Source organism: Photobacterium salinisoli (genome assembly GCF_003614885.1).
In the GTDB taxonomy this organism is placed as follows: domain Bacteria; phylum Pseudomonadota; class Gammaproteobacteria; order Enterobacterales; family Vibrionaceae; genus Photobacterium; species Photobacterium salinisoli.
On sequence record NZ_QZMS01000015.1, the window covers coordinates 137,982 to 163,069 of the forward strand.

The 25,088-nt window shown below is 51.9% G+C and carries 26 protein-coding genes; 10 read left to right on the forward strand and 16 right to left on the reverse strand.

Annotation, left to right across the window (positions count from 1 at the left end; all coding sequences use genetic code 11):
• Nucleotides 1–37: 37 nt before the first annotated feature.
• Entirely contained in the window at nucleotides 38–850 is an 813-nt protein-coding gene (gene mutM, locus D6M16_RS20355; RefSeq protein WP_120513720.1) for a bifunctional DNA-formamidopyrimidine glycosylase/DNA-(apurinic or apyrimidinic site) lyase, read from the forward strand.
• Between the two features lie 80 nt (nucleotides 851–930).
• Nucleotides 931–1,962: an NAD-dependent epimerase gene (locus tag D6M16_RS20360; RefSeq protein ID WP_120513721.1), complete on the forward strand. Its 1,032-nt coding sequence runs from the start codon at nucleotides 931–933 to the stop codon at nucleotides 1,960–1,962.
• Nucleotides 1,963–1,998: 36 nt separating this feature from the next.
• Here D6M16_RS20360 and coaD read toward each other — a convergent pair whose 3' ends face one another.
• The 4 genes from coaD to D6M16_RS20380 all read right to left on the reverse strand — a co-directional run bounded on the left by coaD (nucleotide 1,999) and on the right by D6M16_RS20380 (nucleotide 5,244).
• The gene (coaD, locus tag D6M16_RS20365; protein ID WP_046220388.1) at nucleotides 1,999–2,481 is read right to left on the reverse strand and encodes a pantetheine-phosphate adenylyltransferase; all 483 of its coding nucleotides are present in this window, start codon (nucleotides 2,479–2,481) and stop codon (nucleotides 1,999–2,001) included.
• Nucleotides 2,478–3,272 carry a glycosyltransferase family 2 protein gene (locus D6M16_RS20370; protein ID WP_120513722.1) on the reverse strand — a complete coding sequence of 265 codons (795 nt, stop codon included), beginning with the start codon at nucleotides 3,270–3,272 and terminating at the stop codon, nucleotides 2,478–2,480. The genes coaD and D6M16_RS20370 overlap by 4 nt, the downstream gene beginning before the upstream one ends.
• Entirely contained in the window at nucleotides 3,269–4,054 is a 786-nt protein-coding gene (locus D6M16_RS20375; protein WP_120513723.1) for a glycosyltransferase family 2 protein, read from the reverse strand. Before D6M16_RS20375 ends, D6M16_RS20370 begins: the two co-directional genes overlap by 4 nt.
• Before the next feature lie 146 nt (nucleotides 4,055–4,200).
• Nucleotides 4,201–5,244: a glycosyltransferase family 9 protein gene (locus D6M16_RS20380; protein WP_120513724.1), complete on the reverse strand. Its 1,044-nt coding sequence runs from the start codon at nucleotides 5,242–5,244 to the stop codon at nucleotides 4,201–4,203.
• Nucleotides 5,245–5,416: 172 nt separating this feature from the next.
• On the opposite strand from D6M16_RS20380, the gene D6M16_RS20385 reads away from it, so the two are divergent.
• A complete protein-coding gene (locus D6M16_RS20385) occupies nucleotides 5,417–6,130 on the forward strand; it encodes a 3-deoxy-D-manno-octulosonic acid kinase (RefSeq protein WP_120513725.1) in 714 nt (237 codons plus the stop codon).
• On the opposite strand, the gene waaA is transcribed toward D6M16_RS20385, so the two are convergent.
• The 8 genes from waaA to rfaD all read right to left on the reverse strand — a co-directional run bounded on the left by waaA (nucleotide 6,127) and on the right by rfaD (nucleotide 14,250).
• Nucleotides 6,127–7,398 carry a lipid IV(A) 3-deoxy-D-manno-octulosonic acid transferase gene (waaA, locus tag D6M16_RS20390; RefSeq protein WP_120513726.1) on the reverse strand — a complete coding sequence of 424 codons (1,272 nt, stop codon included), beginning with the start codon at nucleotides 7,396–7,398 and terminating at the stop codon, nucleotides 6,127–6,129. The two genes, D6M16_RS20385 and waaA, sit on opposite strands and share 4 nt — an antisense overlap.
• Nucleotides 7,395–8,366: a glycosyl transferase family 90 gene (locus tag D6M16_RS20395; RefSeq protein WP_240435669.1), complete on the reverse strand. Its 972-nt coding sequence runs from the start codon at nucleotides 8,364–8,366 to the stop codon at nucleotides 7,395–7,397. Before D6M16_RS20395 ends, waaA begins: the two co-directional genes overlap by 4 nt.
• Nucleotides 8,363–9,406: a lipopolysaccharide heptosyltransferase II gene (waaF, locus tag D6M16_RS20400; RefSeq protein ID WP_120513728.1), complete on the reverse strand. Its 1,044-nt coding sequence runs from the start codon at nucleotides 9,404–9,406 to the stop codon at nucleotides 8,363–8,365. Before waaF ends, D6M16_RS20395 begins: the two co-directional genes overlap by 4 nt.
• A gap of 18 nt (nucleotides 9,407–9,424) precedes the next feature.
• Entirely contained in the window at nucleotides 9,425–10,390 is a 966-nt protein-coding gene (lpxM, locus tag D6M16_RS20405) for a lauroyl-Kdo(2)-lipid IV(A) myristoyltransferase (RefSeq protein WP_240435670.1), read from the reverse strand.
• A 61-nt stretch (nucleotides 10,391–10,451) separates the two neighbouring features.
• Entirely contained in the window at nucleotides 10,452–11,132 is a 681-nt protein-coding gene (locus tag D6M16_RS20410; RefSeq protein WP_120513729.1) for a glycosyltransferase family 32 protein, read from the reverse strand.
• The gene (locus D6M16_RS20415) at nucleotides 11,129–12,460 is read right to left on the reverse strand and encodes an O-antigen ligase family protein (RefSeq protein WP_120513730.1); all 1,332 of its coding nucleotides are present in this window, start codon (nucleotides 12,458–12,460) and stop codon (nucleotides 11,129–11,131) included. The genes D6M16_RS20410 and D6M16_RS20415 overlap by 4 nt, the downstream gene beginning before the upstream one ends.
• Nucleotides 12,461–12,508: 48 nt before the next feature.
• Nucleotides 12,509–13,234, reverse strand: coding sequence for a glycosyltransferase family 25 protein (locus D6M16_RS20420; protein WP_338048228.1), 726 nt, complete (start codon nucleotides 13,232–13,234; stop codon nucleotides 12,509–12,511).
• 71 nt (nucleotides 13,235–13,305) lie between these two features.
• Nucleotides 13,306–14,250 (reverse strand): ADP-glyceromanno-heptose 6-epimerase, encoded by a 945-nt coding sequence (rfaD, locus tag D6M16_RS20425; protein WP_120513731.1) that lies wholly within the window; start codon nucleotides 14,248–14,250, stop codon nucleotides 13,306–13,308.
• A gap of 184 nt (nucleotides 14,251–14,434) precedes the next feature.
• On the opposite strand from rfaD, the gene D6M16_RS20430 reads away from it, so the two are divergent.
• From D6M16_RS20430 to tdh, 3 genes are all read left to right on the forward strand, one after another.
• Nucleotides 14,435–15,082, forward strand: a complete 648-nt coding sequence (locus D6M16_RS20430) for a TetR/AcrR family transcriptional regulator (protein WP_120513732.1) — start codon at nucleotides 14,435–14,437, stop codon at nucleotides 15,080–15,082.
• A 130-nt stretch (nucleotides 15,083–15,212) separates the two neighbouring features.
• Nucleotides 15,213–16,406 carry a glycine C-acetyltransferase gene (locus D6M16_RS20435; protein ID WP_120513733.1) on the forward strand — a complete coding sequence of 398 codons (1,194 nt, stop codon included), beginning with the start codon at nucleotides 15,213–15,215 and terminating at the stop codon, nucleotides 16,404–16,406.
• A gap of 63 nt (nucleotides 16,407–16,469) precedes the next feature.
• Complete coding sequence (gene tdh, locus D6M16_RS20440; protein WP_120513734.1) at nucleotides 16,470–17,501, forward strand: L-threonine 3-dehydrogenase; 1,032 nt, start codon at nucleotides 16,470–16,472, stop codon at nucleotides 17,499–17,501.
• 55 nt (nucleotides 17,502–17,556) lie between these two features.
• Here the strand turns inward: tdh and D6M16_RS20445 are convergent, their stop codons facing one another.
• Genes D6M16_RS20445 through gpmM form a run of 3 tightly spaced genes read right to left on the reverse strand, consistent with a single transcriptional unit; the run spans nucleotide 17,557 to nucleotide 21,039 of the window.
• Entirely contained in the window at nucleotides 17,557–18,276 is a 720-nt protein-coding gene (locus tag D6M16_RS20445; RefSeq protein ID WP_120513735.1) for a divergent polysaccharide deacetylase family protein, read from the reverse strand.
• Between the two features lie 49 nt (nucleotides 18,277–18,325).
• Nucleotides 18,326–19,492 (reverse strand): peptidoglycan DD-metalloendopeptidase family protein, encoded by a 1,167-nt coding sequence (locus D6M16_RS20450; RefSeq protein ID WP_120513736.1) that lies wholly within the window; start codon nucleotides 19,490–19,492, stop codon nucleotides 18,326–18,328.
• Nucleotides 19,493–19,500: 8 nt separating this feature from the next.
• Nucleotides 19,501–21,039 carry a 2,3-bisphosphoglycerate-independent phosphoglycerate mutase gene (gene gpmM / locus D6M16_RS20455; protein WP_120513737.1) on the reverse strand — a complete coding sequence of 513 codons (1,539 nt, stop codon included), beginning with the start codon at nucleotides 21,037–21,039 and terminating at the stop codon, nucleotides 19,501–19,503.
• A gap of 425 nt (nucleotides 21,040–21,464) precedes the next feature.
• Here gpmM and D6M16_RS20460 point away from each other — a divergent pair, with 425 nt between their 5' ends.
• The 4 genes from D6M16_RS20460 to cysE all read left to right on the forward strand — a co-directional run bounded on the left by D6M16_RS20460 (nucleotide 21,465) and on the right by cysE (nucleotide 24,501).
• Nucleotides 21,465–21,899, forward strand: coding sequence for a rhodanese-like domain-containing protein (locus D6M16_RS20460; RefSeq protein WP_120513738.1), 435 nt, complete (start codon nucleotides 21,465–21,467; stop codon nucleotides 21,897–21,899).
• Between the two features lie 111 nt (nucleotides 21,900–22,010).
• Entirely contained in the window at nucleotides 22,011–22,481 is a 471-nt protein-coding gene (secB, locus tag D6M16_RS20465) for a protein-export chaperone SecB (protein WP_027250588.1), read from the forward strand.
• A 13-nt stretch (nucleotides 22,482–22,494) separates the two neighbouring features.
• A complete protein-coding gene (gpsA, locus tag D6M16_RS20470) occupies nucleotides 22,495–23,511 on the forward strand; it encodes an NAD(P)H-dependent glycerol-3-phosphate dehydrogenase (RefSeq protein WP_120513739.1) in 1,017 nt (338 codons plus the stop codon).
• A gap of 132 nt (nucleotides 23,512–23,643) precedes the next feature.
• Nucleotides 23,644–24,501: a serine O-acetyltransferase gene (gene cysE / locus D6M16_RS20475; protein ID WP_202602057.1), complete on the forward strand. Its 858-nt coding sequence runs from the start codon at nucleotides 23,644–23,646 to the stop codon at nucleotides 24,499–24,501.
• Nucleotides 24,502–24,589: 88 nt separating this feature from the next.
• Here cysE and trmL read toward each other — a convergent pair whose 3' ends face one another.
• Nucleotides 24,590–25,054 (reverse strand): tRNA (uridine(34)/cytosine(34)/5-carboxymethylaminomethyluridine(34)-2'-O)-methyltransferase TrmL, encoded by a 465-nt coding sequence (gene trmL / locus D6M16_RS20480; protein ID WP_120513740.1) that lies wholly within the window; start codon nucleotides 25,052–25,054, stop codon nucleotides 24,590–24,592.
• Nucleotides 25,055–25,088 lie beyond the last annotated feature (34 nt).

Below are 25,088 nucleotides of genomic sequence, written 5' to 3' on the forward strand. Positions count from 1 at the left end.
CCTGCATCCACCACAGCAAAGATGAATCAGAGAAAAGATGCCTGAATTACCTGAAGTTGAAGTCAGCCGCATGGGGATCACCCCTCATGTGGTGGGTCAGACTGTCGTCCGTGTGACGGTTCGCAATTCCAGCCTGCGCTGGCCCGTTCCCGCTGAATTACAGTTGTTACAGGGGCAAACCATTCGTGGTGTGACGCGCAGAGCCAAATATCTGCTGCTGGAAACCGATGCCGGCTTTGCCATTATTCACCTGGGCATGTCAGGCAGCCTGCGTATCCTGCCCGCAGAGATACCACCGGTGAAACACGATCATGTCGATGTGCTGCTCGCCAGTGGTGAAGTGCTGCGCTATAACGACCCCCGCCGTTTTGGTGCCTGGCTATGGCAGGAACGTGACAGCGAACACCCTGTACTGAGTAAACTCGGACCTGAGCCGCTGGCTGAGGGCTTTGATGCCGGCTATCTGATGGAAAAGGCTAAAGGTAAGCGCACCGTCATTAAACAGTTCATCATGGATAATCAGGTAGTCGTTGGAGTCGGAAATATCTATGCCAATGAATCCTTGTTTGCTGCGCGCATCCATCCACAGACCCCGGCAGGGCAACTGACGGCTGAGCGGCTGGCTGATCTGGTGGATGAAATCAAGCGGGTGCTGAGCAAGGCCATTGCTCAGGGCGGGACGACACTGAAAGATTTCAAACAAAGTGACGGTAAGCCGGGCTATTTTGCCCAAGAGCTGCAAGTCTATGGTAAAGCGGGAAAACCCTGTCCGAACTGCGGGCATATCCTGAATGAGGTCAAAATCGGCCAGCGTGCTACAGTCTATTGTAGTGAGTGCCAGCGATCATAATGTTGCCAGAGAGATAGGCCCTCATATCTGTCTTTAGGGAAGAGAAGGAGGGCGGTGATACGCCTTCTTAGGGGGTGTGCATGCGCTTTTTGGTAACAGGAGTAGCCGGTTTCATTGGCAGTGCAGTGGCTCAGCGGTTGTGCCATCTGGGCCATGAAGTGGTGGGTATTGATAATTTCAACAGCTACTACGACGTGAAACTGAAACAGGCAAGAGTCCGGCATATTGCCCATCCGGCGCTTTTGGTGCTGGACTGCGATATCGCAGACAGGGAAGCCATTGCCCGTCTGTTTCTCACCCACAAATTCGAGAGAGTTATCCACCTGGCCGCCCAGGCTGGGGTTCGCTATTCACTGGATAATCCTATGGCGTATGCCGACAGCAATCTGATTGGTCATCTGACCATTCTGGAAGGCTGTCGCCGCCATCAGGTCGAACATCTGGTGTATGCGTCTTCCAGCTCTGTCTATGGCCTCAATCGCAAGCAGCCTTTCTCGACCTGTGACAGCGTCGATCACCCGGTATCCTTGTATGCTGCCACCAAAAAAGCCAATGAACTGATGGCGCACACCTATTCCCACCTCTATGGTATTCCTACCACGGGCTTGCGCTTTTTCACGGTTTATGGCCCTTGGGGGCGACCCGATATGGCGCTGTTTCGTTTTGCTGATGCAATCATGGCCGGTCAGCCCATTGAGGTATATAACCACGGCGATATGCAGCGGGATTTCACCTACATTGATGATATCGCTGAAGGTGTGATCAGAATTCAGGATGTTGTGCCTGGCTGTCAGCCTGACTGGAGCCCTGAGGAGGGCTCAGCAGCCAGTAGTTCTGCACCATATCGTGTGTACAATATCGGGCATGGTCAGCCGGTGAAGCTGATGGACTTTATCACCGCGCTGGAAAAGGCACTGGGCAGAGAAGCCAGCAAAGACTTCCTGCCGATGCAGCCGGGCGACGTCTACGCCACCTTTGCCGACACCGACGATTTATTTGAAGTCACGGGATTCCGGCCACAAATTGGTATTGAACAAGGGGTGCAGCAATTTGTGGACTGGTATCTGGGGTATTACGGGCAACCAGCGAAGGCAAATATAGCGGCGCGCTGAATGGCGAGCCGCCGGAGTTGTGTTTGGATTTGTAGGTTATTTGGCCAGCTTGGCTTTCAGCGCCTGTGCCACAGTCGGATGAACGAACTGATCGACCTGCCCTTTGTGCAGCGCCACTTCTTTGACTATGGTGGAGGAGATAAAGGAATTTTCTTCGGCCGGTGTCAGGAACACGGTTTCCAGCTCCGGCATCAGGCGGCGGTTCATGTTCGCCAGCTGAAATTCATATTCAAAGTCCGACACCGCGCGCAGGCCACGAACCAGTATTGTTGCCTGTTGCTCGCGGGCAAAATCGACCAGCAGACCAGAGAACCCCACCACTTCCACGTTACTGAGATGACTGGTGATAGCCTTGGCAAGATTCACCCGCTCCTGCAGGTCGAATAAGGGTTTTTTGCTCGGGCTGAAAGCGATCCCGACGACCACGTGATCGAACATGGCTGCAGCACGCTCAATCAGATCCTGATGGCCATTAGTGATAGGGTCAAAAGTACCAGGGTAAATGACTCGGGTTGTCATGATTTTTCATCCAGAAATTTATCAATGCCGTTTTCGCAACGTGTCAGTTTCTGACGGACGGTGTTTTCCAGTATCTCATCGTTCTTGGCTAACGATGCTCTTGAGCTCTCATCATGGTAGAGGTGGTAGCCTACACCGGCAAACTTAAGATACAGCCTTTTCTTACCGCAATTGAGCATGCGGTGAACAAATTCACTGTCTTCACGGCCCCAGCCGACAAAGTCTTCATTAAAGCCGTTGACCTCAATCAGATCGGCTCGCCAGAATGCCATGTTACAGCCACGCGTTGAGGCATCGTTATTGCGTTCGTACGAGCACAATTTGCTGAGCCAGGTACTGCTGATGCAATTATGGCGGTTTTTAATGCCGGGAGAAAACAGGTTGGGTACCACATGCTGGTGCATGATTTGCTGGCTGATATTATCATTAGCCAGTACGCGCCCACCCTGAACGAAATAACCGGCCTTTGCCGCCTGCTTATGAGAGCGAATAAAATCAGGAGACATGACAATGTCGCCATCAATCATAATGATATAGTCCGCCTGTGATTTAGCCATGGCACGGTTACGGCTCATGGCGAGCTGGAAGCCTTCATCGGGTTGCCAGGAGTGTATCAGGGGGCAGGGAAACTGCGCTTGGTAGGACTGAATCAGTTCAGCGGTATCTGCTCGGGAGCCATCATCAGCAATGATGACTTCATCAGGTAACTCAGATTGGCGTTTCACGCTGTCCAGGACGGCCTGTAAGGCTTCTTTCCAGTTATAAGTCGTAATAATGAGAGCGACTTTCATTGATTTCTCTCTTTTTGATAATCCCGTAGCCAGAGATCAATATATTTTACGAAGGTCGAGTGCATGCTGAGCCACGCCAGAATAAAGCCATGGCGGCCATCCAGAAAACCGAGCTTGAGAATGTACATTTTCAGAAAGCTGGCCAGAGCATGCAGCAGCGCGGTACTTAGTCCGGCTTTTTTCCGGCCTTCACGTTCATCGGTCCAGGCTTTGAGGTATTGGGTGGTCTTGCCGAGGTAATGGTGCAGGTTGTCATAGGTAAAATGCAGCAACCGGCCTTCTAGCGGGCGGACAGTCAGCCCATCGGTCAGCACTTTTTCATGCACCAGGGCATCGTTGTAACGGGTTTCTTCGCGGCGGTACAGGCGAATTACCCAATCCGGCGACCAGCCAGAGTGGTGAATGGTTTTGCCAAAGGCATCACTCAGCCGGTTTATCTTAAAGGCAACCCCACTCGGATTGGCTGTGATCGCAGACTGTATTGCCGTTTTCAATTCAGGGGTGACCCTTTCATCGGCATCCAGTACCAATACCCAGTCTGTGGTGGCATGCTGCTGGGCACGCTGGCGTTGCGGGCCAAAGCCGGGCCAGTCGTCATAGCGGAAGAATTTGTCCGTGTAACGACGGGCAATGGTTTCTGACTCATCCGTGCTGCCGGAGTCAATAATGACGATCTCGTCGACCCAGTCTTTCACCGTCTCCAGACAGGCAGCCAGATGCTTGGCTTCATTCTTGATGATCATCAGCACACCCAAAGTGGTGCTGGAGGTGTTAGGCGCCATTAGTTGTCCAGTTTTCAGATAGATGAGTAGTGACTGTCAATGCAGCGATATGCGAACGATTATGCCGACCGGGGTAGCGAATGTAAAACCCCGGCCTTGTTTCAGGGATCAATCTATCGCTTTCATTTCGTTTGAAATGCATACGATCACAGTTCAGCGGTGATTTTGTCGAACATGGCGGTGACTCGATCTGCTGTGATGCGTTTCATCGCTGCGTCATCTTTGACCCGGCTGCGCCAGGGCAGCTGTTCAGGCGCCTTGCCCGTTTCGGCCGCAATGCATTCATCGTACACACTCACCACATACTGCCGCGACAGATAGGGCCCTGTACGCTTGGGGTTATGGTGAGCATACAACCCCAGTACAGGGGTACCGACAGCCACCGCCATATGGGCCGGGCCGGTATCCGGCGCGCACACCAGTGCCGCTTTCTGCAACAGAGCCAGCAGCTGTTTGAGGCTGCTCTGGCCAATCAGGTTAGTGACGGGGAAGTCCAGCTTGTCTTCAATGGCATTACCCAGGTCTATCTCAATTTTTGCCGGACTGCCGGCCAGAATAATCTCATAGCCCTGCTGGTGGGCATGGCGGGCTAACTCAGCATACCCTTCCGGCGTCCAGTTTTTATAGCCTTTACTGGCTGCGGGCGTGATGACCAATGTCGCGTCCTGATGAATTTGCTGATCGGCCCAGCGGTGGTCATCTTCAGATAACGGGATATCCCACTTTGGTGTCAGATCGCGGACACCCAGGGTGGCAGCAAACTGCATGAAGCCATCCAGCACATGAGGTGACTCCGGAGACGGGACTTTGACATTGGTGAATAACTGCTGAAGATCGCTGCTGCGGTCGGCATCAAATCCCAGTTTGTACTTCGCTTTGATGCCCAGACTGACGATGCTGGCGCGAATGGCGGTTTGCATATGCAGCAGGGCATCAAAACGCTCACCTTTGAGGGCCTGCCAGACAGCTTTGTAGCCTTGCCAGCCCTGCTTTTTATCAAAGATGATCACCCGGATGCCGGGTAAATCCTTCAGCAGCCGTGCTTCGACTTTGCCACAGATCCAGGTCAGGCGCGTTTGGGGCCATTGCCGTTGAATAGCCTGTGCCATGGCAATACTGTTGCAGACATCACCAATCGCCGACAGGCGCAGGATGCACAAAGACTGGGGAGCGGAATTGAATAATGTCATGACACCTGCTTTCAACCGAGTGGATGTGATTGTGTGTTGGGAATTATATACATTAAGCATGTCGGAATCAGCGTGATTGCGCGAACACTGTGCAAAGATTCTGTCTATCTCATGACGGGCACGGACAAACCTGTATAAAATAGATCTTTTCAGTAGTTTGGGATACCGCGCGATGGAAATACGGGAGCAAGATAACTGCCGGATCATGTTTGACCCTGCTTTGCTGGCAGAAGATCCCTGGCGGTGCTTTGAGCCGGATTTCTGGCAGCATCAGCAGGCTGTGCTCGGCAGCGCTAAAGGGCGGGGAACCACCTGGTTTGTTCGTGGCGAACGGGTCGACATGGCATTGCGGCATTACTTCCGGGGCGGGCTGTTTGGCAAGCTGGTGAAAGATCAGTATTGGTTTAAAACCTGGTCGGCTTGCCGCAGCATGGCTGAATTTTCCCTGTTACAACATCTGGTGGAGCAGGGCGTCAGAGTGCCGAGACCTGTCGCGGCAAGAGTCTGTAAATCCGGGCCATACTATCGGGCTGATCTGCTGACAGAGAAAGTGTCTGACGCAACTGATCTTGTGGCTCGTTTGCAGCAGGGTGCTTTGTCGTCAGAGCAATGGCAGCTTGTCGGTGAGATGGTGCGCCGTATGCATGACTGCCGGGTCAATCACACTGATCTGAATGCACACAATATTTTGCTGGATAGTCAGGAGCAGATCTGGCTGATTGACTTTGACAAATGCAGTATCCAGCGCGGCGATGGCTGGCAGGAGGACAATTTGTCCCGGCTGCACCGTTCGCTGGTTAAAGAAGTGGATAAAGCCGGTATTCACTGGCAGGAAAGCGACTGGCAGCAACTGTTGTCAGGTTACCGCCGATCATCTTCTGATTAATTGAGGCTGGCAGAGAGTGCATGCAAGGTGCGCGCAATGGCCCCCTGATTGGCTTTTACCACGCCAAGGGCGGCCTGGCCAGTCTTGGTCTGCTCCTTTTTATCCGCCATCAGCCGTGACACGGTGCGCGCTAATTCTTCACTGTTGTCGACGATTTCTGCGCCCCCCGCGTTTAGCAGCTGAGTCGTGATGTCGGTAAAGTTGTAATAGCTCGGGCCAGTCAGGACGGGTTTTGCCAGTGCGGCAGGCTCAAGTAAGTTGTGGCCGCCGACTTTGTCACCCAGCAGGCTGCCGCCGACAAATGCCAGATCGCAGGCGCCGAGCAGTAGCATCATCTCGCCCATGGTATCGGCCAGATAGACCTGTTTATCGCTCAGTGGTTCGTTGCTCAGAGTACGGCGGGCGGCGGTAAAGCCCTGCTGAACAATCAGCGTGTAGACAGGGTCGAATCGCTCGGGGTGCCTTGGTACCAGAATCAAGAGTGCGTCAGGGTAGGTACGCAAAATCTGTCTGTGGGCTTCAAGTACCTGCTCATCTTCGCCCTGGTGGGTGCTGGCGGCAATCCACACCGGACGCTGGCTGCCCAGCTTATCTCTCAGTATCTCACTGGCCTGTTCCAGCCCTTCGGGCAAAGCAAGATCAAACTTGATGGAACCGGTAATCTGTACTGCATCTGGCGACACGCCTAAACGAATGAAGCGCTCGGCATCATCCTGATGCTGACACAAAACCTGATCCAGATTATGCGCAAGCAGGTTAAACAGGGGTTGGACTCTGGCATAGCGCTGGCAGGAGCGTTCAGATAAGCGGGCGTTCAAGATAGTGACAGGCAGGCCGGCATGTTTGGCTTCGGCCAGCGTATTGGGCCAGAGCTCAGTTTCCATGATGCACAGGGCGCGTGGTTGTTGCCTGCGGATGAAACGGCGCAGTGCCCAGGGAAAGTCGAGCGGCATATAACGATGTTCAACCAATGGCCCGAGGCGTGCGGCCTGTGCTGCTCCGGTGGCTGTTGTGGTTGTCAGCAGGATCGGTAAATCGGGATATTGGGTTTTCAGTGCTTTGATCAGCGGCGTGACCGCCAGGGTCTCTCCGACGGACACTGCATGGATCCACAGCGGCCGCTGGCCCTGCACCTGAGGGCTGACACCGAAATGCTCTTTCCAGCGCAGACCTATAGGCGGGACACCCGGTCGCTTTTTATAGAGCGACACCAGCAATAACGGGGCGGCAACAGTGAGCAGGCAAGTGTAGAGAAAGCGTAGCATCAGTTATTGGGTTCCTGCTGCCACTGGCCGGACAGTTCGAAATATTTCTTCAGTACCAGCAGGCCAATCAGTTTCTCCTGCCGCGGATGACAGAACTGCTGTACGTGTTCATGGGCATTGGCAATGATAGCTTCGGCCGCTTCAGGGTGCTGGCTGTAGTAGCGGATCTTCTCTTCGATGTCAGAGAAGTCATCCTGCAGTTCGACATAATGGACACCGGCTTTGAGCGTGCCTTCCATAAACCATGTCTCGTATTTAGGCTTAGGCATCATACACAGAGAGTTCGAGGACATAGCCCACTTAAGGTTAGTGGCGACGTCATTGCCTTCGATACAGAGAATAAATTTATAACCGAGCTGCTCAGCAATCGACATGAAGCCTTTATCCCAAGGCTGCGGCGTATCGCTCGGGTTGGTCTGGCCGATATCGCAGAGAGGATGATTGTAGTATTGCCTGACCAAGCTGGCACGATGAGGCTGATAGGCGGCACCGCGCCAGACGGCTTTGTCTGTTTTCTCTCGAAAGCTCAGCGAATCCTCAATGAAATTGAAGTGACGAACTTTATTGAGCTTAAATAAAATCGCATTGGCATTGTCACCGCTAATAGGCCGTGCTTTGACCAGGAACGGGTAAGGTTCCAGGTGGGTGTCATCGCCAAAGCGGTAGGTTACTTTGAAGTGACGATCAAAGTAATGCAGGTATTCTTTCAGATCGTAATAGTAAGCACTCTGACCTTTCTTGCGATAACGCTTAATGGATACAGCTTTGTCTTCGGGTAATCTGAACCCGTCACTGTGCTTGAGGTAATAATTGACCCTGTAGGCAATGTACTGTCTGTCGTACTTGTTCAGGGTGTTCAGCAGGTACTGTAACCGGCGATGATAGATTACCTTGGGTGTCAGAGAGCGCAGTATGTTACGACTGTAAAAAGCGACTTTGTTATTTTTATGTCGTTGTATCAAGGTCATCATAGATCTGTTTTGGGAATCATTAGGTCGTCAATGGCTTGAATGACACGATCTGCCGGTAAGTCTTTCAGGCACTTAAGGTGTCCGTAGGGGCATTCTCGCTTAAAGCACGGACGGCACTCAATATCTGTATATACGATGGCAACCTGTTCTGCCAGTGGCGGGGTATAGTCTGGTGACGTCGAGCCATAAATAGCGACCACTTTACAGCCAACCGCCGCGGAGACATGCATCAGCCCGGAATCGTTACTGACAACCGTATCGCAGGCCGCGAGCAGGTCGACCGCTTCAATCAGGCTGGTTTGCCCGGCTAAATCGTGGCAGTAAGCTTGTAATTCAGCGGGAAGCGCTTGCTGAATGGCGGCGGTGACAGGCTGATCTTTGGCCGAGCCGAACAGCCAGACTTGTTTTCCCTGCTCAATCATTTTTTGTGCTACCTGGGCAAAATAGGCGTCTGGCCAGCGCTTGGCCGGACCAAATTCTGCCCCCGGACAAAGGCCAATCACAGGGCGATCATTGTTCAGCGCCAGGCGTTTCATTGCACTGGCCTGATTGTGGCTGTCAACCGTCAGTGCCGGTTTGGGCAGCGCAGACAGCGCCGCACTGCCAGTCATTTCCGCTTTGGGATAAGCCAGTGCGCAGTAGCGCTCAATCATCAGGCTGAAATCACGCTTGTTGCCACGAAGATCAGTGAGCAGACCATAGCGGCTTTCTCCTTTCCAGCCGGTACGAACCGGAATGCGGGCAAAAAGCGGGATCAGCGCAGATTTCGCCGAATTAGGCAGGATGTAAGCCTGATCATAATGATTGTTACGCAGTGAGCGTCCAATCCGGTAGCGCCCTTTGAGGTTAAATTCGCCGTGTCCGATGGGCATTTCAAGCGCGCGGTGTACCTCGGGCATGCGTTCCAGAATGGGGCGGCACCAGGCCGGTGCCAGTACATCAATTTCAGCTTGCGGATACTGCTGCTTGAGACTGGTATACAGGCATTGCGACATCACCATATCGCCAACCCAGGATGGACCGATAATAAGAATTTTCATATGACGCTGCTCATTAACTTAGTAGGGTTTGCTGCCATCAGGGCGCGTTTTCAGCAATTGCAAGTTCCACATGTACTGCTCAGGATAGGGGGCGACCATTTTTTCCAGTGCGTTTGCCAGTAAATTGGCATCATGTTGCGCATCAGGCCCCGGAAGTGGTGTCAGTGCCGGGGAGATATGAATTTCAAATTTACCGTTTGTTGTGTTGTATACAGGGATCATAGGTACTACGGAGGCCCCTGTCAGTTTGGCAATCTTACCCAGACCAGAAAAGGTTGCCTTTTGGGTCGCAAAGAAATCAGTAAACTGACTTTGTTCTGGCCCGAAGTCCTCATCAGGCAGGTAATAGCCCAGAAAGCCTGATTTGACTGCACGAAAATAAGGTTTTAATCCACCCTCTCGTGCGTAACAAATTCCGCCATACTGCAGACGCTGACAACTGATTAACCAGTCAAAAACGGGCTGGCGATGCTGAGGCTGCATTAAAGCGGCTACAGGTAAACCCAGTGATGCCCAATAGATTGCCGGAAAGTCAATCGCCCAGCAGTGAGGCACCAAAATAATGACAGGATTACCGGCTTCCACTTCTTTATCAATATTTTCCTGACCAAAAACTTCAGTGCGCTGCTGGAGGTGGCGACGGCTTCTGAACAACAATTCACCCATGGCCAAAACCACTTTAGCGGCGACGGTGAACATGGCGTCGATTTTCTCTTCCCGCTCTTGTTCGGTCAGTTCCGGAAAGCACAGTGTCAGGTTCACTCTGGCACGGTGCCGTGCTTTCTTGATTTTCCGGCCTATGTGCAAACCCAGAAAGCCAGCGATTGGGTCGCGGATTTTCCAGGGCAACAGTGCCAGCAGGCTTAACAGCAGAATACTGATCCAAGTTCCCCAATGACGGGGGTGCAAGAAAGACCACTGGAAAGACGGACGATAGCCGGGTGTCAGTTCATCCTGTGATACGCGGGTTCGGACTGTAGTCAAAAGATGCTCTCTCTTTTAGCTGTAAACTCTAATAAACCGGTTGGAAACAGGAGCGGCATTATTATGTACGGAAAAAATACTTCTGCCAGGTATAGAATTTCCCCAGTAGCCCCATGTGCTTAGATTTCAGAAACACCAGCCCTTTCGATTTTTTCCAGCTGTGCTGAAACCAGTGTGTCAGATAAGCATTGGCGGGTTTTTCAAAATGCATGGGTTCACCCTGATAGTTATAAAAATAGGCTACTGGGTAAAGCTGGCTGTTTTCAGTGTTGCTGAGTGCTTTCTCGATCAGGAAGTGAGTCATGATATCTGGGCCCATATACAACGGGGACTGATAAATGTCATTCTCATAGAACTGAATGAGTTGATTCAGAATCGTCGAGTGCGGCTCGGCATAGATAGCTGCAGTGCCCAACAGTGTCTCAGTTTCATAACCTACTGAAAACAGACAATTGTCAAATAACGGGAAAGGATCCTGCTGGATAGTGACATCCACATCCAGATACAGCCCGCCCTCATGTTGCAGAATTTTCAACCGCAGGTAATCAGTGACAAAGGCGAGCAGGCCTTTATCGTAACACTCCTTTGCAAACCGACATTCGCGAATCCATTGCTGAAGCAGCGGATTGTTTTCCGTCCAAAGGGTGTAGTCAAAACCTTGTTTTTTCCAGTCATCAATACAGACGAAGGCTAAGGGTGGCATTTTATTGCCAAGCCAGATGGCGTGGATTTTTTTAATCATGAGCTCGCTTGTTCTGAAGGCGGTAAACGGTTCAGTTTATAAGTGAGATAGAAGGTATAACAACTACCTAACATCACGTTATGGATCCACTGACCATTATTGGAAAAGAAGAATGACTCGAACAGGTTTACTGTCAGCCAGTAAACAGTAAACAGTAAAGAGATCAGCAGGACCTCGTTGATACCGCGTTTTTCTGGGGCAACTTTAGTACTTCGAATGACCCATGCAAAAACAAAGTACATTAATGCCAGGCCAACGATGCCGTAAGAGACCAGCAGCTCGATATGTGAACTGTGCAGGTGCGTGAAATACTTATGGATATTGGGTGGAAAATGCGTTGCCTGCTTGATCACCGTCTCACGGGCGTTGTAGCCGCTGCCCAGCAGTGGTCTTTCTTTTATCCATTTGATGGACTCGTACCATAAATGCAGGCGCGTACCCGCACTGTTGAACGGTATTTTAGACATGTCGCCATTGGTTACTATGCTGGTGGCAGTCCCCATCTCTCTTTGCACTCTGTCATGGATTAAAGGCATGCTGGCATAGGAATAGAAGGCAAATCCTAACAATGACAATGAACCTGCCAGAATGATTTTATTCAGTTTTTCTTTATGTAAGATGGCATAAAGCACAGTACCTATCACGTAGGCGGCCAGCAACCCAACCCAAACCTGACGGGACTGAGTGGTGATCACCACGAAAACAAAGGCAATAAACAGCAGTAATGCAGAGACGAAGAGAGCAATATATTGAGCTTTTCTGGTCCGGACGCTGAGGCACAGGTATTTCACCATAAAGAAGGAGGAGAGCAGAAAGCCGACTCCGCTGTACATGGCCGGATACTGCGCATTGATGATATTGAAATCGATGCGAACACCCTGGAAGCCCAGCTGCACCTGCTGAACAATGTCGGAATGGCTGTAAAACGCCAGTAAAATTCCCAGACACATAGCCCACCAGATCAGGTAAACATTGTTGAGTGACCCTTTCAGCCAATACGCAACAAAAATAAAGACAAACAGGTCTGCTAACGCACCAATATGCGGGCTGGAGTAGGCGAGTTCAGGTATGTCGATCAGTGAATTGGCCCAGCTGAGCACCTGAATAGCAATGGCGAATAATAACGCCCATAACATTTTATCTTTGAAAAATTGTTTTCTGTCGATAAACAGGGCCGCGACGGAAGCCAGCAGGAAGACCGACTGGAAGATGTCGCCAATTTCGCGGTAAGAGCGCTTAAACAGTACATAGCCCACAATGCAGCACAGCATCGCAAGACAAAAGCCCCGAGAGTTGATGAGTCGTTTTATTTGCGCGTTAAATTGCATTACTGATTGCTCTGAAATAGTCAATGTTATTGATAAGGCTGATGTTTTTTATTTTATGCTTTTCAGCTTTCTCATAATAGTTTCATAGGTTCTGAAACCTTCAATGTACAGTTTGTGGGAGAATCCCACAGATTGTTTCTGTTTGCGGGTCGAACCAATCGTCGTCGCGGTTTGCGAGCGTTCAAACACTGACGGATAAACATGGTAGGCCTGAATGCCGTGTCGCCAGGGCTTTTCCATATAGTCATCCACCGGCTCAATAAATCGCTGGGCATTCTCCAGGAAACTTTTTGCAGCAACCGGGGTGATAATATAAGCGCTGGTACCGCAGGTGCCTTTTCGGTAAACACCGATTGAGTGGGTATCTGAGACAGCAAACAAAGCTTTAAATGTGTTTGGCTGATGCGCTGACAGTTTGATGTAATGGTATTGTTCAATGTATGGCTGAATGTCAGCCAGCACTGAGTGAACGTCAGCCAGCACGTTGACATTGTCTTCGAGGATCAATATTGGCGTATCCAGTTCGAGGCACTTTTCCCAAAGGGCATAGTGGCTGGCAAAACAGGCAACTTCAGCCGGGACCAATTGATAGCCTTTACGTTTGAAGGTTAGCGCTGGTGTGGCCTTTTCACTGTGCAGAAAATGCTCAGAGTCAATGCCATCAACGGCATCAAAAAACTGGAAAGAGATTCCAGCCTGATCCATTAACGTTTGCATGTGCTCACGGCGATGAGAAGAGCGCGCTAAGCTGACAACGAAAGTTGGTATAGTCATCAAATCAATCTTTTTATACAAGTCAGCGACACCCAGAGCGAATCAGGGTGTCGCTGAAAGGTTTGTTAGTATTAGTTGTTCAGAATCGCCATATACTCAGCAACGCCTTCGGCAACGGTTTTAAACGCTTCGTTATAACCGGCGGCACGGACTTTGGTCAGATCTGCCTGAGTATAGGCCTGATAGCGGCCTTTCAGGTGCTCAGGAAACGGGACAGTTTCTACCTGACCTTTACCGTGATGCTTAATGACCGCATCGGCAACGGCCTGGAAACTTTCTGCCCGTCCGGTGCCGCAGTTGAAAATACCGGAGACGCCATTTTGCCAGAACCACAGGTTCACCTTGCAGACATCACCCACATAAATGAAATCGCGTTTAAAGGTGTCTGACCCTTCAAACAGCTTTGGCATTTCGCCTTTTGCAATTTGTTCATTCAGGTGAAAGGCAACGGAGGCCATGCTGCCTTTGTGCTGCTCGCGCGGGCCGTAGACGTTGAAATAACGAAAACCGGTAATTTGCGAGAGCGTTTCGCCGTGGGCTTCGGCGTCTTGCCACAAGCGACGGACATAGTTGTCAAACAGTTGCTTGGAGTAACCGTAAACGTTCAGCGCCCCTTCGTAGGTTTTCTCTTCAATGAAATCACGGTCACGGCCGCCATAAGTTGCAGCGGAAGAGGCATACAGGAACGGAATCTCGCGCTCCAGGCAGAAATGCAGCAACTCTTTGGAATACTCATAGTTATTGAGCATCATGTATTTGCCGTCCCACTCTGTGGTAGCCGAGCAGGCACCTTCGTGGAAAACGGCTTCGATCGGGCCAAAGTCATCACCCGCCATGATTTGGGTGATGAAATCTTCTTTGTCCATATAATCGGCGATATCCAAATCAACCAGATTCGCGAATTTGGTACCGTCTTTGAGGTTGTCGACGACCAGAATGTCGCTATAACCTTGTTCATTGAGCGCTTTTACAATGTTGCTGCCGATCATGCCGGCGCCACCAGTCACTATAATCATGGCACTTCCAGTTTTGTCAGATGGACCCGGTGATAAGAGGCCTGAAGCGTAGCAGAAGAACTGCACCACCGCGTCAAAATTTAGTCAGTAGTTATGATAACATCATCAGGGTTTGTTGATCTGGATTTTGACCCACATAAGATAACAAACCGAGACTGCCCAGGGCGACGCAAGTGAGAGGCTTATGAAAACCCGCGATAAAATCATCCATGCTGCATTGGAGTTGTTTAATGACGGAGGGGAACCCAACGTTACCACCAACCACATTGCGGCACATATGGGCATCAGCCCAGGCAACCTGTATTACCATTTTCGTAATAAAGAAGAGATTATACACAGTATTTTTGATGAATACGCTCAGGATTTGCGGGTTCGCTTCCAGCCGCGGGAAGAGGCGGTGCTGTCGGCTGACAGCCTGCTGCAATACCTGGATGCGGTCTTTATGCTGATGTGGCGCTACCGTTTTTTTTACGCCAACCTGCCCGATATTCTCAGCCGGGATCCCGTATTACAGCATAAGTATCTGGAAGCGCAGGAAAACCTCCATCAGGATATCATGGTGGTGATGCGCCATTTTCGTTCCTTAGGCTTGGTCACCCTGAGCGATGACGATTTGCTGAGCCTGGCAACCACGCTCAAGCTGGTGGCCACCAGCTGGATCAGCTATCAGACCGCGCAGGCGCCCAGGGCTAAAATTACCAAAGCCGTCATTTATCAGGGGGTGTTGCATATGCTTGCCATGATAAGACCTCTGACCAGTGATGAGGGGCGGCAGGTCGTTCTTCAACTTGAATCACATTATTGTGATCAAGTAGAGCGGGATGTTTCATAGTTGTCGACTGACTAGAGTTTAGCTCTTAGAATCCGGCAAACTTTGTAACATTGTGGCGAATGATTGCTAATTTAATAGTAGGTTGTTCGCTAAAAGTGGCAAATACGCCTTTACATGTTTGGAGAGCAAGATGTCAGCTGCCTTTTATCAACAGATCGCCGATCAGATTCAGGAAGTGAAAGCAGAAGGATTATACAAAAGTGAGCGTGTAATCACTTCTGCTCAGAAAGCCAATATTGCGATTGCCAGTGGCGATCAGGTATTGAATTTCTGTGCTAACAACTACCTGGGTCTGGCTAACCACCCGGCGTTGATTGAGGCTGCCAAACAAGGCATGGATGAGCACGGTTTTGGTATGGCTTCAGTGCGTTTTATCTGCGGTACGCAGGACGCACATAAAGAGCTGGAGAGTAAGCTGTCGGCCTTCTTAGGCATGGAAGACACTATCCTTTACTCTTCGTGTTTTGATGCAAATGCAGGTCTGTTCGAGACCATTCTTGGCCCTGAAGATGCCATTATTTCAGATGCGCTGAACCACGCTTCTATCATCGACGGTGTGCGTCTGTGTAAAGCAAAACGCTTCCGCTATGCCAATAATGACATGGCCGAGCTGGAGCAGCAGCTGATCGCCGCCAATGAAGCCGGTGCGCGCCACAAGCTGATTGTGACCGACGGTGTCTTCTCTATGGATGGCGTGGTGGCAAACCTGCCGGCTATCTGTGATTTGGCGGACAAGTATGATGCGCTGGTGATGGTCGATGATTCCCACGCCGTTGGCTTTATGGGTGACAATGGCCGTGGTACCCATGAGTACCATGATGTGATTGATCGTATCGACATCATCACAGGTACGCTGGGTAAAGCCCTGGGCGGAGCGTCAGGCGGTTATACCTCAGGTAAGAAAGAAGTGATTGACTGGCTGCGCCAGCGTTCTCGTCCGTACCTGTTCTCTAACTCGCTGGCCCCGGCGATTGTATCTGCTTCGATCCGCGTGCTGGATCTGCTGGCTGAAAGCAGTGATCTGCGTGCGACGCTGTGGAAAAACGCAGAGCAGTTCCGCACCCGTATGTCTGAAGCCGGCTTTACACTGGCAGGCGCGGATCATGCCATCATCCCGATTATGCTGGGTGATGCGAAAGTTGCAGCAGAATTTGCGGAACGTGCCCTGAAAGAAGGCATTTACGTGGTTGGCTTCTCTTACCCAGTCGTGCCAAAAGGCCAGGCGCGAATCCGTACTCAGATGTCTGCCGCGCACAGCGCAGAACAGCTGGACAATACCATCGATGCGTTTATCCGCATTGGTAAAGAGATGGGCATCATCTGATAATCACCGACTTTGCTGCAGGAGCGGTACAATACCGCTTCTGGGCCACTTGTGGAAAGCATCATGAAAATTAAAGCATTAGCAAAACTGAAGCCTGAAGAAGGTATCTGGATGACAGAGGTCGACAAGCCTGAGATGGGCCACAACGACCTGCTGATCAAGATTAAGAAAACCGCTATCTGTGGTACTGACGTTCATATCTATAACTGGGACGAATGGTCACAAAATACGATTCCTGTGCCTATGGTCGTCGGTCACGAGTACGTGGGCGAAGTGGTCGCGATTGGCCAGGAAGTGCGTGGTTTTGAAATTGGTGACCGCGTATCCGGTGAAGGCCACATTACCTGCGGTCACTGCCGTAACTGCCGTGGCGGTCGCACTCATCTGTGCCGCAATACTATCGGTGTGGGTGTCAACCGTGAAGGGGCCTTTGCTGAGTATCTGGTGATCCCGGCCTTCAACGCATTCAAGATCCCGGATAACATTTCTGACGATCTGGCGTCGATTTTTGACCCGTTCGGCAACGCTGTGCACACTGCGCTGTCTTTTGACCTGGTGGGCGAAGATGTACTGATCACAGGTGCCGGCCCTATCGGTATTATGGCGGCGGCGGTGGCCAAGCACGTGGGCGCGCGTCATGTCGTGATCACTGACGTGAACGAGTACCGCCTGGATCTGGCCCGCAAGATGGGCGTGACCCGTGCCGTTAACGTGGCAGAGCAAAAGCTGGAAGATGTGATGGCAGAGCTGGGTATGACAGAGGGCTTTGATGTTGGCCTGGAAATGTCGGGTGTGCCTGCTGCGTTTAACAGCATGCTGACAAGCATGAACCACGGTGGCAAGGTGGCCATGCTGGGTATTCCACCGTCGAGCATGGGAATCGACTGGACTCAGGTGATTTTCAAAGGTCTGGTGATCAAAGGTATCTATGGCCGTGAAATGTTTGAAACCTGGTACAAGATGGCGAGTCTGATTCAGTCTGGTCTGGATCTGACGCCAATCATTACCCACCACTACAATGTGGATGACTTCCAGCAGGGCTTTGATGTCATGCGCTCCGGCCAGTCCGGTAAAGTGATTCTGAGCTGGGACTGATTTCCCCCTCATTTTCAAACAAACTGAACGGTGTGCCTCGGCACACCGTTTTTTGTCAGCTGCCGGCGGAAAACAGCTCAGACAGGCGAACCAGGGTGACTTGCTGCTGAATCTCGGGCAGCATGGCTGTGAGTGTCGACAGCGTGATGGGGTGCGGGTGGCCTATCGCGATCACTGTGCCTTGTTTTTGGGCCTGTAAGACGGCCCGTTTCAGTTGGCGGCGGATGAAGGTTTCGCTCGGAACATGATCCAGGAAAACATGGCGGCGCAGGGCGGGAATGTGTGCTGCCTGAGCCTGAGCCTGAGCGACAGATCTGGCGGTAGTGCGGCTGTCGAGAAAGGCCAGATGCTCCTGCTTTAGCACTTCCATCACCCAGCCCATCGCGGTCGGATTCTGGGTCAGGGCACTGCCCATATGATTATTGACCGCAACGGCGCCCGGCACTCGCGACAGCGCAAAGCGAAGCTTGCTCTGAAGTTCTTCCTTGTTCATGGTCTCGGTCAGGGTCGTCATTTCAAGCGGAGCCGTTCTGCTCGGCTGCATCGGCATGTGGAGCAACACGTCTCTGAATTCCTGCCGGGCCTGGCGGGCTGTCAACTGATCATAGGGGGTCTCTGGCAAGATGGAGACACTGATTTGCGGCGGAAGTGCTGATAACGAAGAGGGCATATGCTGATAACCCAGATCATCAATCACAATCGCCAGTCTGGCCGCTTGCGCCAGCGTTGGCAAGAGTAGCAGCCAGACCAGACCTACACTGAATAACCCCTTCATTCGAACCATCCTTGTTCTGCTAATGGGCGCTGTGTGTCATAAAATGCGGTTAACGCGTCAGCCATGGCTGAGGATTGGTTGGCGTCCCTTTACGGCGGATTTCAAAATACAGTCCCGGTGATTCCTGCCCGCCGCTGTCGCCAACCAAGGCGATGGCTTCGTTACGCTGCACGGTATCGCCCACTTTTTTCAGTACTGTCTGGTTATACCCGTAGAAAGTCATGTCGCCCTGGCCGTGATCCACGGCAACCATCAGGCCGTAGCCGCGTAGCCAGTCGGCAAAGACGACTTTACCGCCATGGACGGCTTTCACCTCGCTGCCCACGGCTTGACTGATCACCATGCCTTTCCAGCGCAGCTCACCCTGAAGCGGACTACCGTACGCGTGGCGAATATTGCCCGAGACCGGCCAGGGTAACTTGCCTTTGTATTTGCCCAGTCCATCCATATTGACTCTGGCCTGACGCGCCGCTTCCTCGGCGGCTTTCCGGGCTTTGGCAATTTCGGCGATCAGGCGTGATTCATTGCTTTTCAGCTCTGTTAAGTAGCGTTTATCTGCATTCAACTGGCCCTGCAATTCCCTGACCGTGCTTTTACGTGCCTGCTGGCTGCTCAGCAGTGTCGTCCTGTCTTTTTTCAGCTGGCTAAGCAGGGCTTGCTGTTCATTACGCTGTTCGCTTAACTGATGTTTTTTGAGCTGCAGTTCGGTATCCGTGGCGGCCAATTCATCCAGAGCCTGGCTGCGAGCCTGGCTGAGGTGTGAGGCGTAGATGGCCATGCGGTCTAACCGGGCCGGGTCGCTTTCGCCCAGCAAGTTGGCGAGCGGTGAGGATTTGCCCATTTTATATTGGTTGGTAAGCAGTTCTTTCAGCAGTTCACGCTGGCCAATCTGGCGTTGAAGCAGTGCCTGCTGTTCTTTCTCCAGCAGGCTGATAGAGCGTGTCAGGCCGTCGATCTTTTGTTCGGCGGCGTGAATGTTTCCGGCCGCTTTGGCGATAGCCAGCTCCTGTTGTTTCAGGGTCTTCTGCACATCATTGAGCTGCTGTTTTTTATCGCTCAGCTGTTTTTGCTGCCGTGCGATTTCCTGTTTCATGCCATCAAGCTGATTCTGACCGTCAGCATACACGGATGCACTGAGCGTCAGACATAGCAAAGCGCCAGTGCCTAAGGCACTGGCGCGGAGTGTACCGATTACACAATAAAATAATTCCCGCATGTCCGGGATTATTTCAGATCGTACAGCACCTGACCAGTCATCTCTGACGGGATTTGGAGCCCGGTCAATGACAGCATGGTTGGCGCCAGATCAGATAGCTTACCGCCGTCTTTCAGGCTGATCTGCTTATCGCCGACATAGATCAGCGGAACAGGCAGGTTTGTGTGTGCGGTATGAATCCCCCCGGTTTCCGGGTTCACCATCATTTCTGCGTTACCGTGGTCGGCGGTGATCAGCAACTGTCCGTCTGCTTCTTTAATGGCTTCCACCACACGGCCGATACTTTCATCAATGGCTTCACAGGCTTTCACTGCCGCATCGTATACACCGGTGTGGCCGACCATGTCGCCGTTCGGGTAGTTGCAGATGATCATATCGAATTCGCCGCCTTTGATTGCCGCGACCAGCTTGTCGGTCAGCTCAGGAGCACTCATTTCAGGCTGCAGGTCATAAGTGGCGACCTTAGGTGATGCCACCAGAGCGCGGGATTCGCCTTCAAACTCGGTTTCTACACCGCCATTGAAGAAGAAGGTTACGTGAGCATATTTCTCGGTTTCAGAAATGCGCAGCTGGGTTTTGCCTTGTTTAGACAGCCATTCACCTAAGGTGTTGGTCAGGCTTTCCGGCGGGAACGCGGATGGCAAATCGATATCGGCGGCATATTGGGTCAGGGTCACGAAGTGCAACGTCGGGAACTGTTTGCGCTCAAAGCCATTGAAATCAGGCAGGAAGGCGCGGGAGATCTGACGAGCACGGTCGGCACGGAAGTTCATGAAAACAACCGCGTCACCGTCCTGCATGGCGGCATCAGGCTGGCCGTCGGCACGAATCACAGTGGCTTTGACGAATTCGTCGTTTTCCTCGCGGGCGTACGCAGCCTGCAAACCTTCAACCGCAGACGCCGCGGTGAAGTCACCTTTGGCCGCAGTCAGCAGGTCATAGGCAGACTCGACACGTTCCCAGTTGTTATCCCTGTCCATGGCATAGTAACGACCAACCAGAGAGGCGGTGCGGCCTTTGCCCAGTTGGGCAAATAAGGCATCGAAGCGCTCCAGGGATGCTTGTGCACTGCGTGGTGGCGTGTCGCGGCCATCCAGGAAACAGTGCAGGTAAATATGCTCGGCACCACGTTCTGCCGCCATTTTCACGGCCGCTTCAATGTGATCTTCGTGGCTGTGAACACCACCCGGTGACATCAGACCCATGATGTGAACGGCTTTACCTGCAGAGATAGCGCTGTCCATTGCCTGCACAAGGGCAGGGTTATGCTGAAACTCACCGTCTGAAATAGACTTGGCGATGCGGGTCAGATCCTGATATACCACGCGGCCGGCGCCGATATTGGTATGGCCCACTTCTGAGTTACCCATCTGGCCATCAGGCAGACCCACATCAAGACCAGAGGCTTGAATGAGGGTGTTGGCTTCATTGGCCATCAGGTTATCCAGTACCGGGGTGTTGGCATTGGCAATCGCGTTATTCGCCGTATCTTCGCGGTATCCCCAACCGTCCAGAATCACCAGAGCCAGTGGTTTCTTAGCAGACATAAGCTGTCCTCTCCATAAATGTGAACAATCTGAAAATGTAGACCAATTACCTCAACATCCGGCTGTAAGTCGCTTCAAGGCGCTCAGGTAAGTAGTCAGGTCGGTAATTTTACTACAAAATCACCGCTACTTTGTAGTTCAGATCAAACATTGCTGTAAATGGTTTGTTATCTTTGCTCTCTAGAATATATTCATTTCCCCGGTGTAACGTAAGATCTGAGAATGCGTTTTTTCCTATTGTAGTTATAGGCGGCGCCTTGCGATATGTGGTTTATTGCGCAGAAAGCAGTGAGCCGTGACGCGTAAATGTGGCGGGTGGCTGTACATCATTCCGGCCACAGGTATACTCAGTTTCCTTAATTTTGGTTGAATCTTACCACTGTGCGGGAATCCGGCAGGCAGTAAAGGTTAATAGAGCGAAAATCATGCAGCAATTCATAGAGTTTGTTACGAGTAATCCCATTTTGTCACTGGTTTGGGTTGGCCTGGTTCTGGCCCTGATCGCTTCCATGGTGAAGCAAAAAACCGCGGGTTATTCCGTTGTCACCCCTAATCAGGCGACAATACTGGTCAACCGTGAAGACGGCGTTTTTGTCGATATTCGCAGCAAAGATGAGTTCCAGCGTGGCCACATTGCAGGCGCACTTCACATTTTACCAAGCGAAATTAAAGCCGAGAACTTTGGACTGCTTGAAAAGTATAAGTCAGCCCCCATCATTGTGGTATGCAAAACAGGTCAGACGGCGCAGGAAAGTGCCAGCCTGCTGCACAAAGCGGGTTACGCCAAGGTTAGCCTGCTGAAGGACGGATTGATTTCCTGGAATGAGGCCAATTTGCCTCTGGTGCAGGGAAAGAAATAAGTTCTTGAACTCTCAGGTGGCTGACAGTGTCAGCTGCCCTTTATTTCAGGCCGGAAACCTCCGGTAAAAATGACAGATTTCTTAACGAAATCATCAAAAAAGGACAATAACATGGCTGAAGCAGCGACCAACGAAGCGCAACAGAACTTCCAAATCCAACGCATTTTCCTGAAAGACGTGTCTTTCGAGGCGCCAAGCTCGCCGGAAATGTTCCAGAAAGAATGGAACCCTGAAGTGAAATTGGATCTGGATACGCAGAGTCGTGAGCTGGCGGAAGGTGTGTACGAAGTGGTACTGCGCCTGACAGTCACAGTGAACAATGCGTCCGAAGCCGCGTTCCTGTGTGAAGTTCAGCAGGGCGGTATTTTCTCTGTAGCCGGTATGGAAGCGCCACAACTGGCCCATTGCCTGGGTGCGTTCTGCCCGAACATTTTGTTCCCGTATGCACGTGAAACTATCTCCAGCCTGGTAGTGAAAGGCACTTTCCCGCAACTGAACCTGGCACCGGTTAACTTTGACGCCCTGTTCATGAACTACCTGCAAAGCCAGGCGGAAGGAAACCAGGAAAGCACTCAAGCCTGATTGGCGACAACGTATGACCTCAATCACTGATAATGCAATAACGATGACAGTACTGGGTGCCGGTTCTTACGGCACCTCGCTGGCTATCTCGCTGGCCCGTAATGGCGCTAATGTCATTTTATGGGGCCATAATCCTGCACATATGGCGCAGTTAGAAGCCGATCGTGCCAACGAGGCATTTCTGCCTGGTGTGGCCTTTCCGGACTCGCTGATCCTGAGTGTGGATCTGGAAGCCGCGGTCAAGGCCAGCCGGGATTTACTGCTGGTGGTCCCCAGCCATGCTTTTGCCGATGTGCTGAAACAGATGAAGCCCTTCCTGCGGGAGGATTCCCGGATTTGCTGGGCCACCAAAGGTCTGGAGCCGGAAACCGGACGTCTGTTGCAGGATGTTGCTCATGAAATCCTGGGCGAGGATGTACCGTTAGCGGTGCTCTCCGGGCCGACTTTTGCAAAAGAGCTGGCCGCCGGCTTGCCTACCGCGATTGCGGTGTCATCACCGGACGCCGGTTTTGTTAAAGATCTGCAGGATAAAATTCACTGCGATAAAAGCTTCCGGGTGTACAGCAATAGCGATTTCATCGGCATGCAGTTGGGTGGCGCGGTGAAGAACGTGATTGCTATCGGTGCCGGTATGTCGGACGGTATTGGTTATGGTGCCAATGCCCGCACCGCACTGATCACCCGCGGGCTGGCCGAGATGTGCCGCCTGGGGGCTGCACTGGGTGCTCAGCCGGAGACCTTTATGGGGATGGCCGGGCTGGGCGATCTGGTGCTGACCTGTACCGACAACCAGTCGCGCAACCGCCGTTTTGGTTTGGCGCTGGGGCAGGGCAAGCAGGTTGATGAAGCGCAGCACAGTATCGGCCAGGTGGTTGAAGGTTATCGAAATACCAAAGAAGTTTGGGTACTTGCCCAGCGCTTTGGGGTCGATATGCCGATCACTGAGCAGATTTATCAGGTGCTTTATCAGGGTAAGGATGCGCGTGAGGCTGCCAGAGATCTGCTGGCGCGGGCCAAGAAAGACGAGTGATCGGCTTAAAAGGTGCCTTACAGGAATGACACAGCGCGGGCAAAAAAGCCCGCGTTGTTTTTTTTGCTGAGAAGTTTAAAGTTATAACCATTATCAGCAGTCGATACTCATCAGGTGAGAAGGGTGCAGGCTATGGTGCAAACACATAAAGGATATACAGGGGACGACGTGAGGGAGTGTCAACAGCAAGCCGTCTGGGAGACGATTAAGCAAGAGGCCAAGGTGCTGACTGAGCAGGAGCCGATGCTGGCCAGTTTTTACCATGCCACCATTATTAAGCACGATAATCTGGGTGCCGCGCTCAGTTATATCTTGGCGAACAAGCTGGCTACCCCTTCCATGCCCGCAATGGCAGTACGGGAAGTGGTGGAAGAAGCCTATATCGCCGACAGTATGCTGACGGAATCGGCCGCGTGCGATATTCGCGCTGTCGTCGACCGTGACCCTGCTATCAACAAATTTTCTGTGCCGCTTCTGTATCTGAAGGGCTTTCACGCTTTGCAGGGTTATCGGGTTGCCAACTGGCTGTGGAAACAAAAACGCGAAGCACTGGCCATTTATCTGCAAAATCAAATCTCAGTCACTTGTCAGGTGGATGTGCATCCGGCGGCCAGGATTGGCCAGGGCATCATGTTTGACCATGCCACAGGAATAGTGATTGGCGAGACGGCGATTATCGAAAACGATGTGTCTATTTTGCAGGATGTGACGCTGGGCGGGACAGGGAAAGAGTGCGGCGATCGTCACCCTAAAATTCGTGAAGGGGTGATGATAGGCGCTGGTGCCAAGGTGCTGGGGAATATTGAAGTGGGTGAAGGGGCCAAGATTGGTTCGGGATCTGTGGTACTGGCACCTGTACCGCCTCACACCACAGTGGCGGGTGTACCGGCGAAAATTGTCGGCCGTCCGAGCAGCGACAAGCCTTCCATGGATATGGATCAGCAGTTTAACGGTATTTATCAGACCTTTATTGCCGGCGATGGTATCTGAGTGTCAACAGTATTCAGCGGTCGATAGTTGCCAACATGGATTCTGTGAGAAAGGGGGCGGCGGCCCCCTTTTTTGTCACTGAGTGAGGCTATTTTGCCCCGGCAAAATCAAACTGGCGCCAGGCTTCATAGGCAATGATGGCGGCGGCATTAGAGAGGTTCAGGCTGCGGCTGTCCGGATGCATAGGAATGCGCAGTCGTTGCGTCGCCGGCAGGCTCTCTATGATGTCTGCCGGCAGGCCGCGGGTTTCCGGGCCAAACAGCAGGATGTCGCCATCCTGAAACCGGGCTTGGGTATGGTACTGGGTGGCCTTAGTGGTGCAGGCAAACAGACGGCGACCGGCAGTGGCGGCCAGAAAGGCTTCAAAATTGGCGTGACGATGCACATGGGCCAGATCGTGGTAATCCAGGCCGGCACGGCGTAATTTTTTCTCTTCCAGATCAAACCCTAACGGCTCAATCAGATGCAGGTGTGCACCGCAATTGGCGCACAGGCGAATAATGTTGCCCGTATTGGGCGCAATTTCAGGTTCGTACAGAGCGATATCAAACATGGTCAGGCTACAACAGCGGCAAAAGTACTATTGT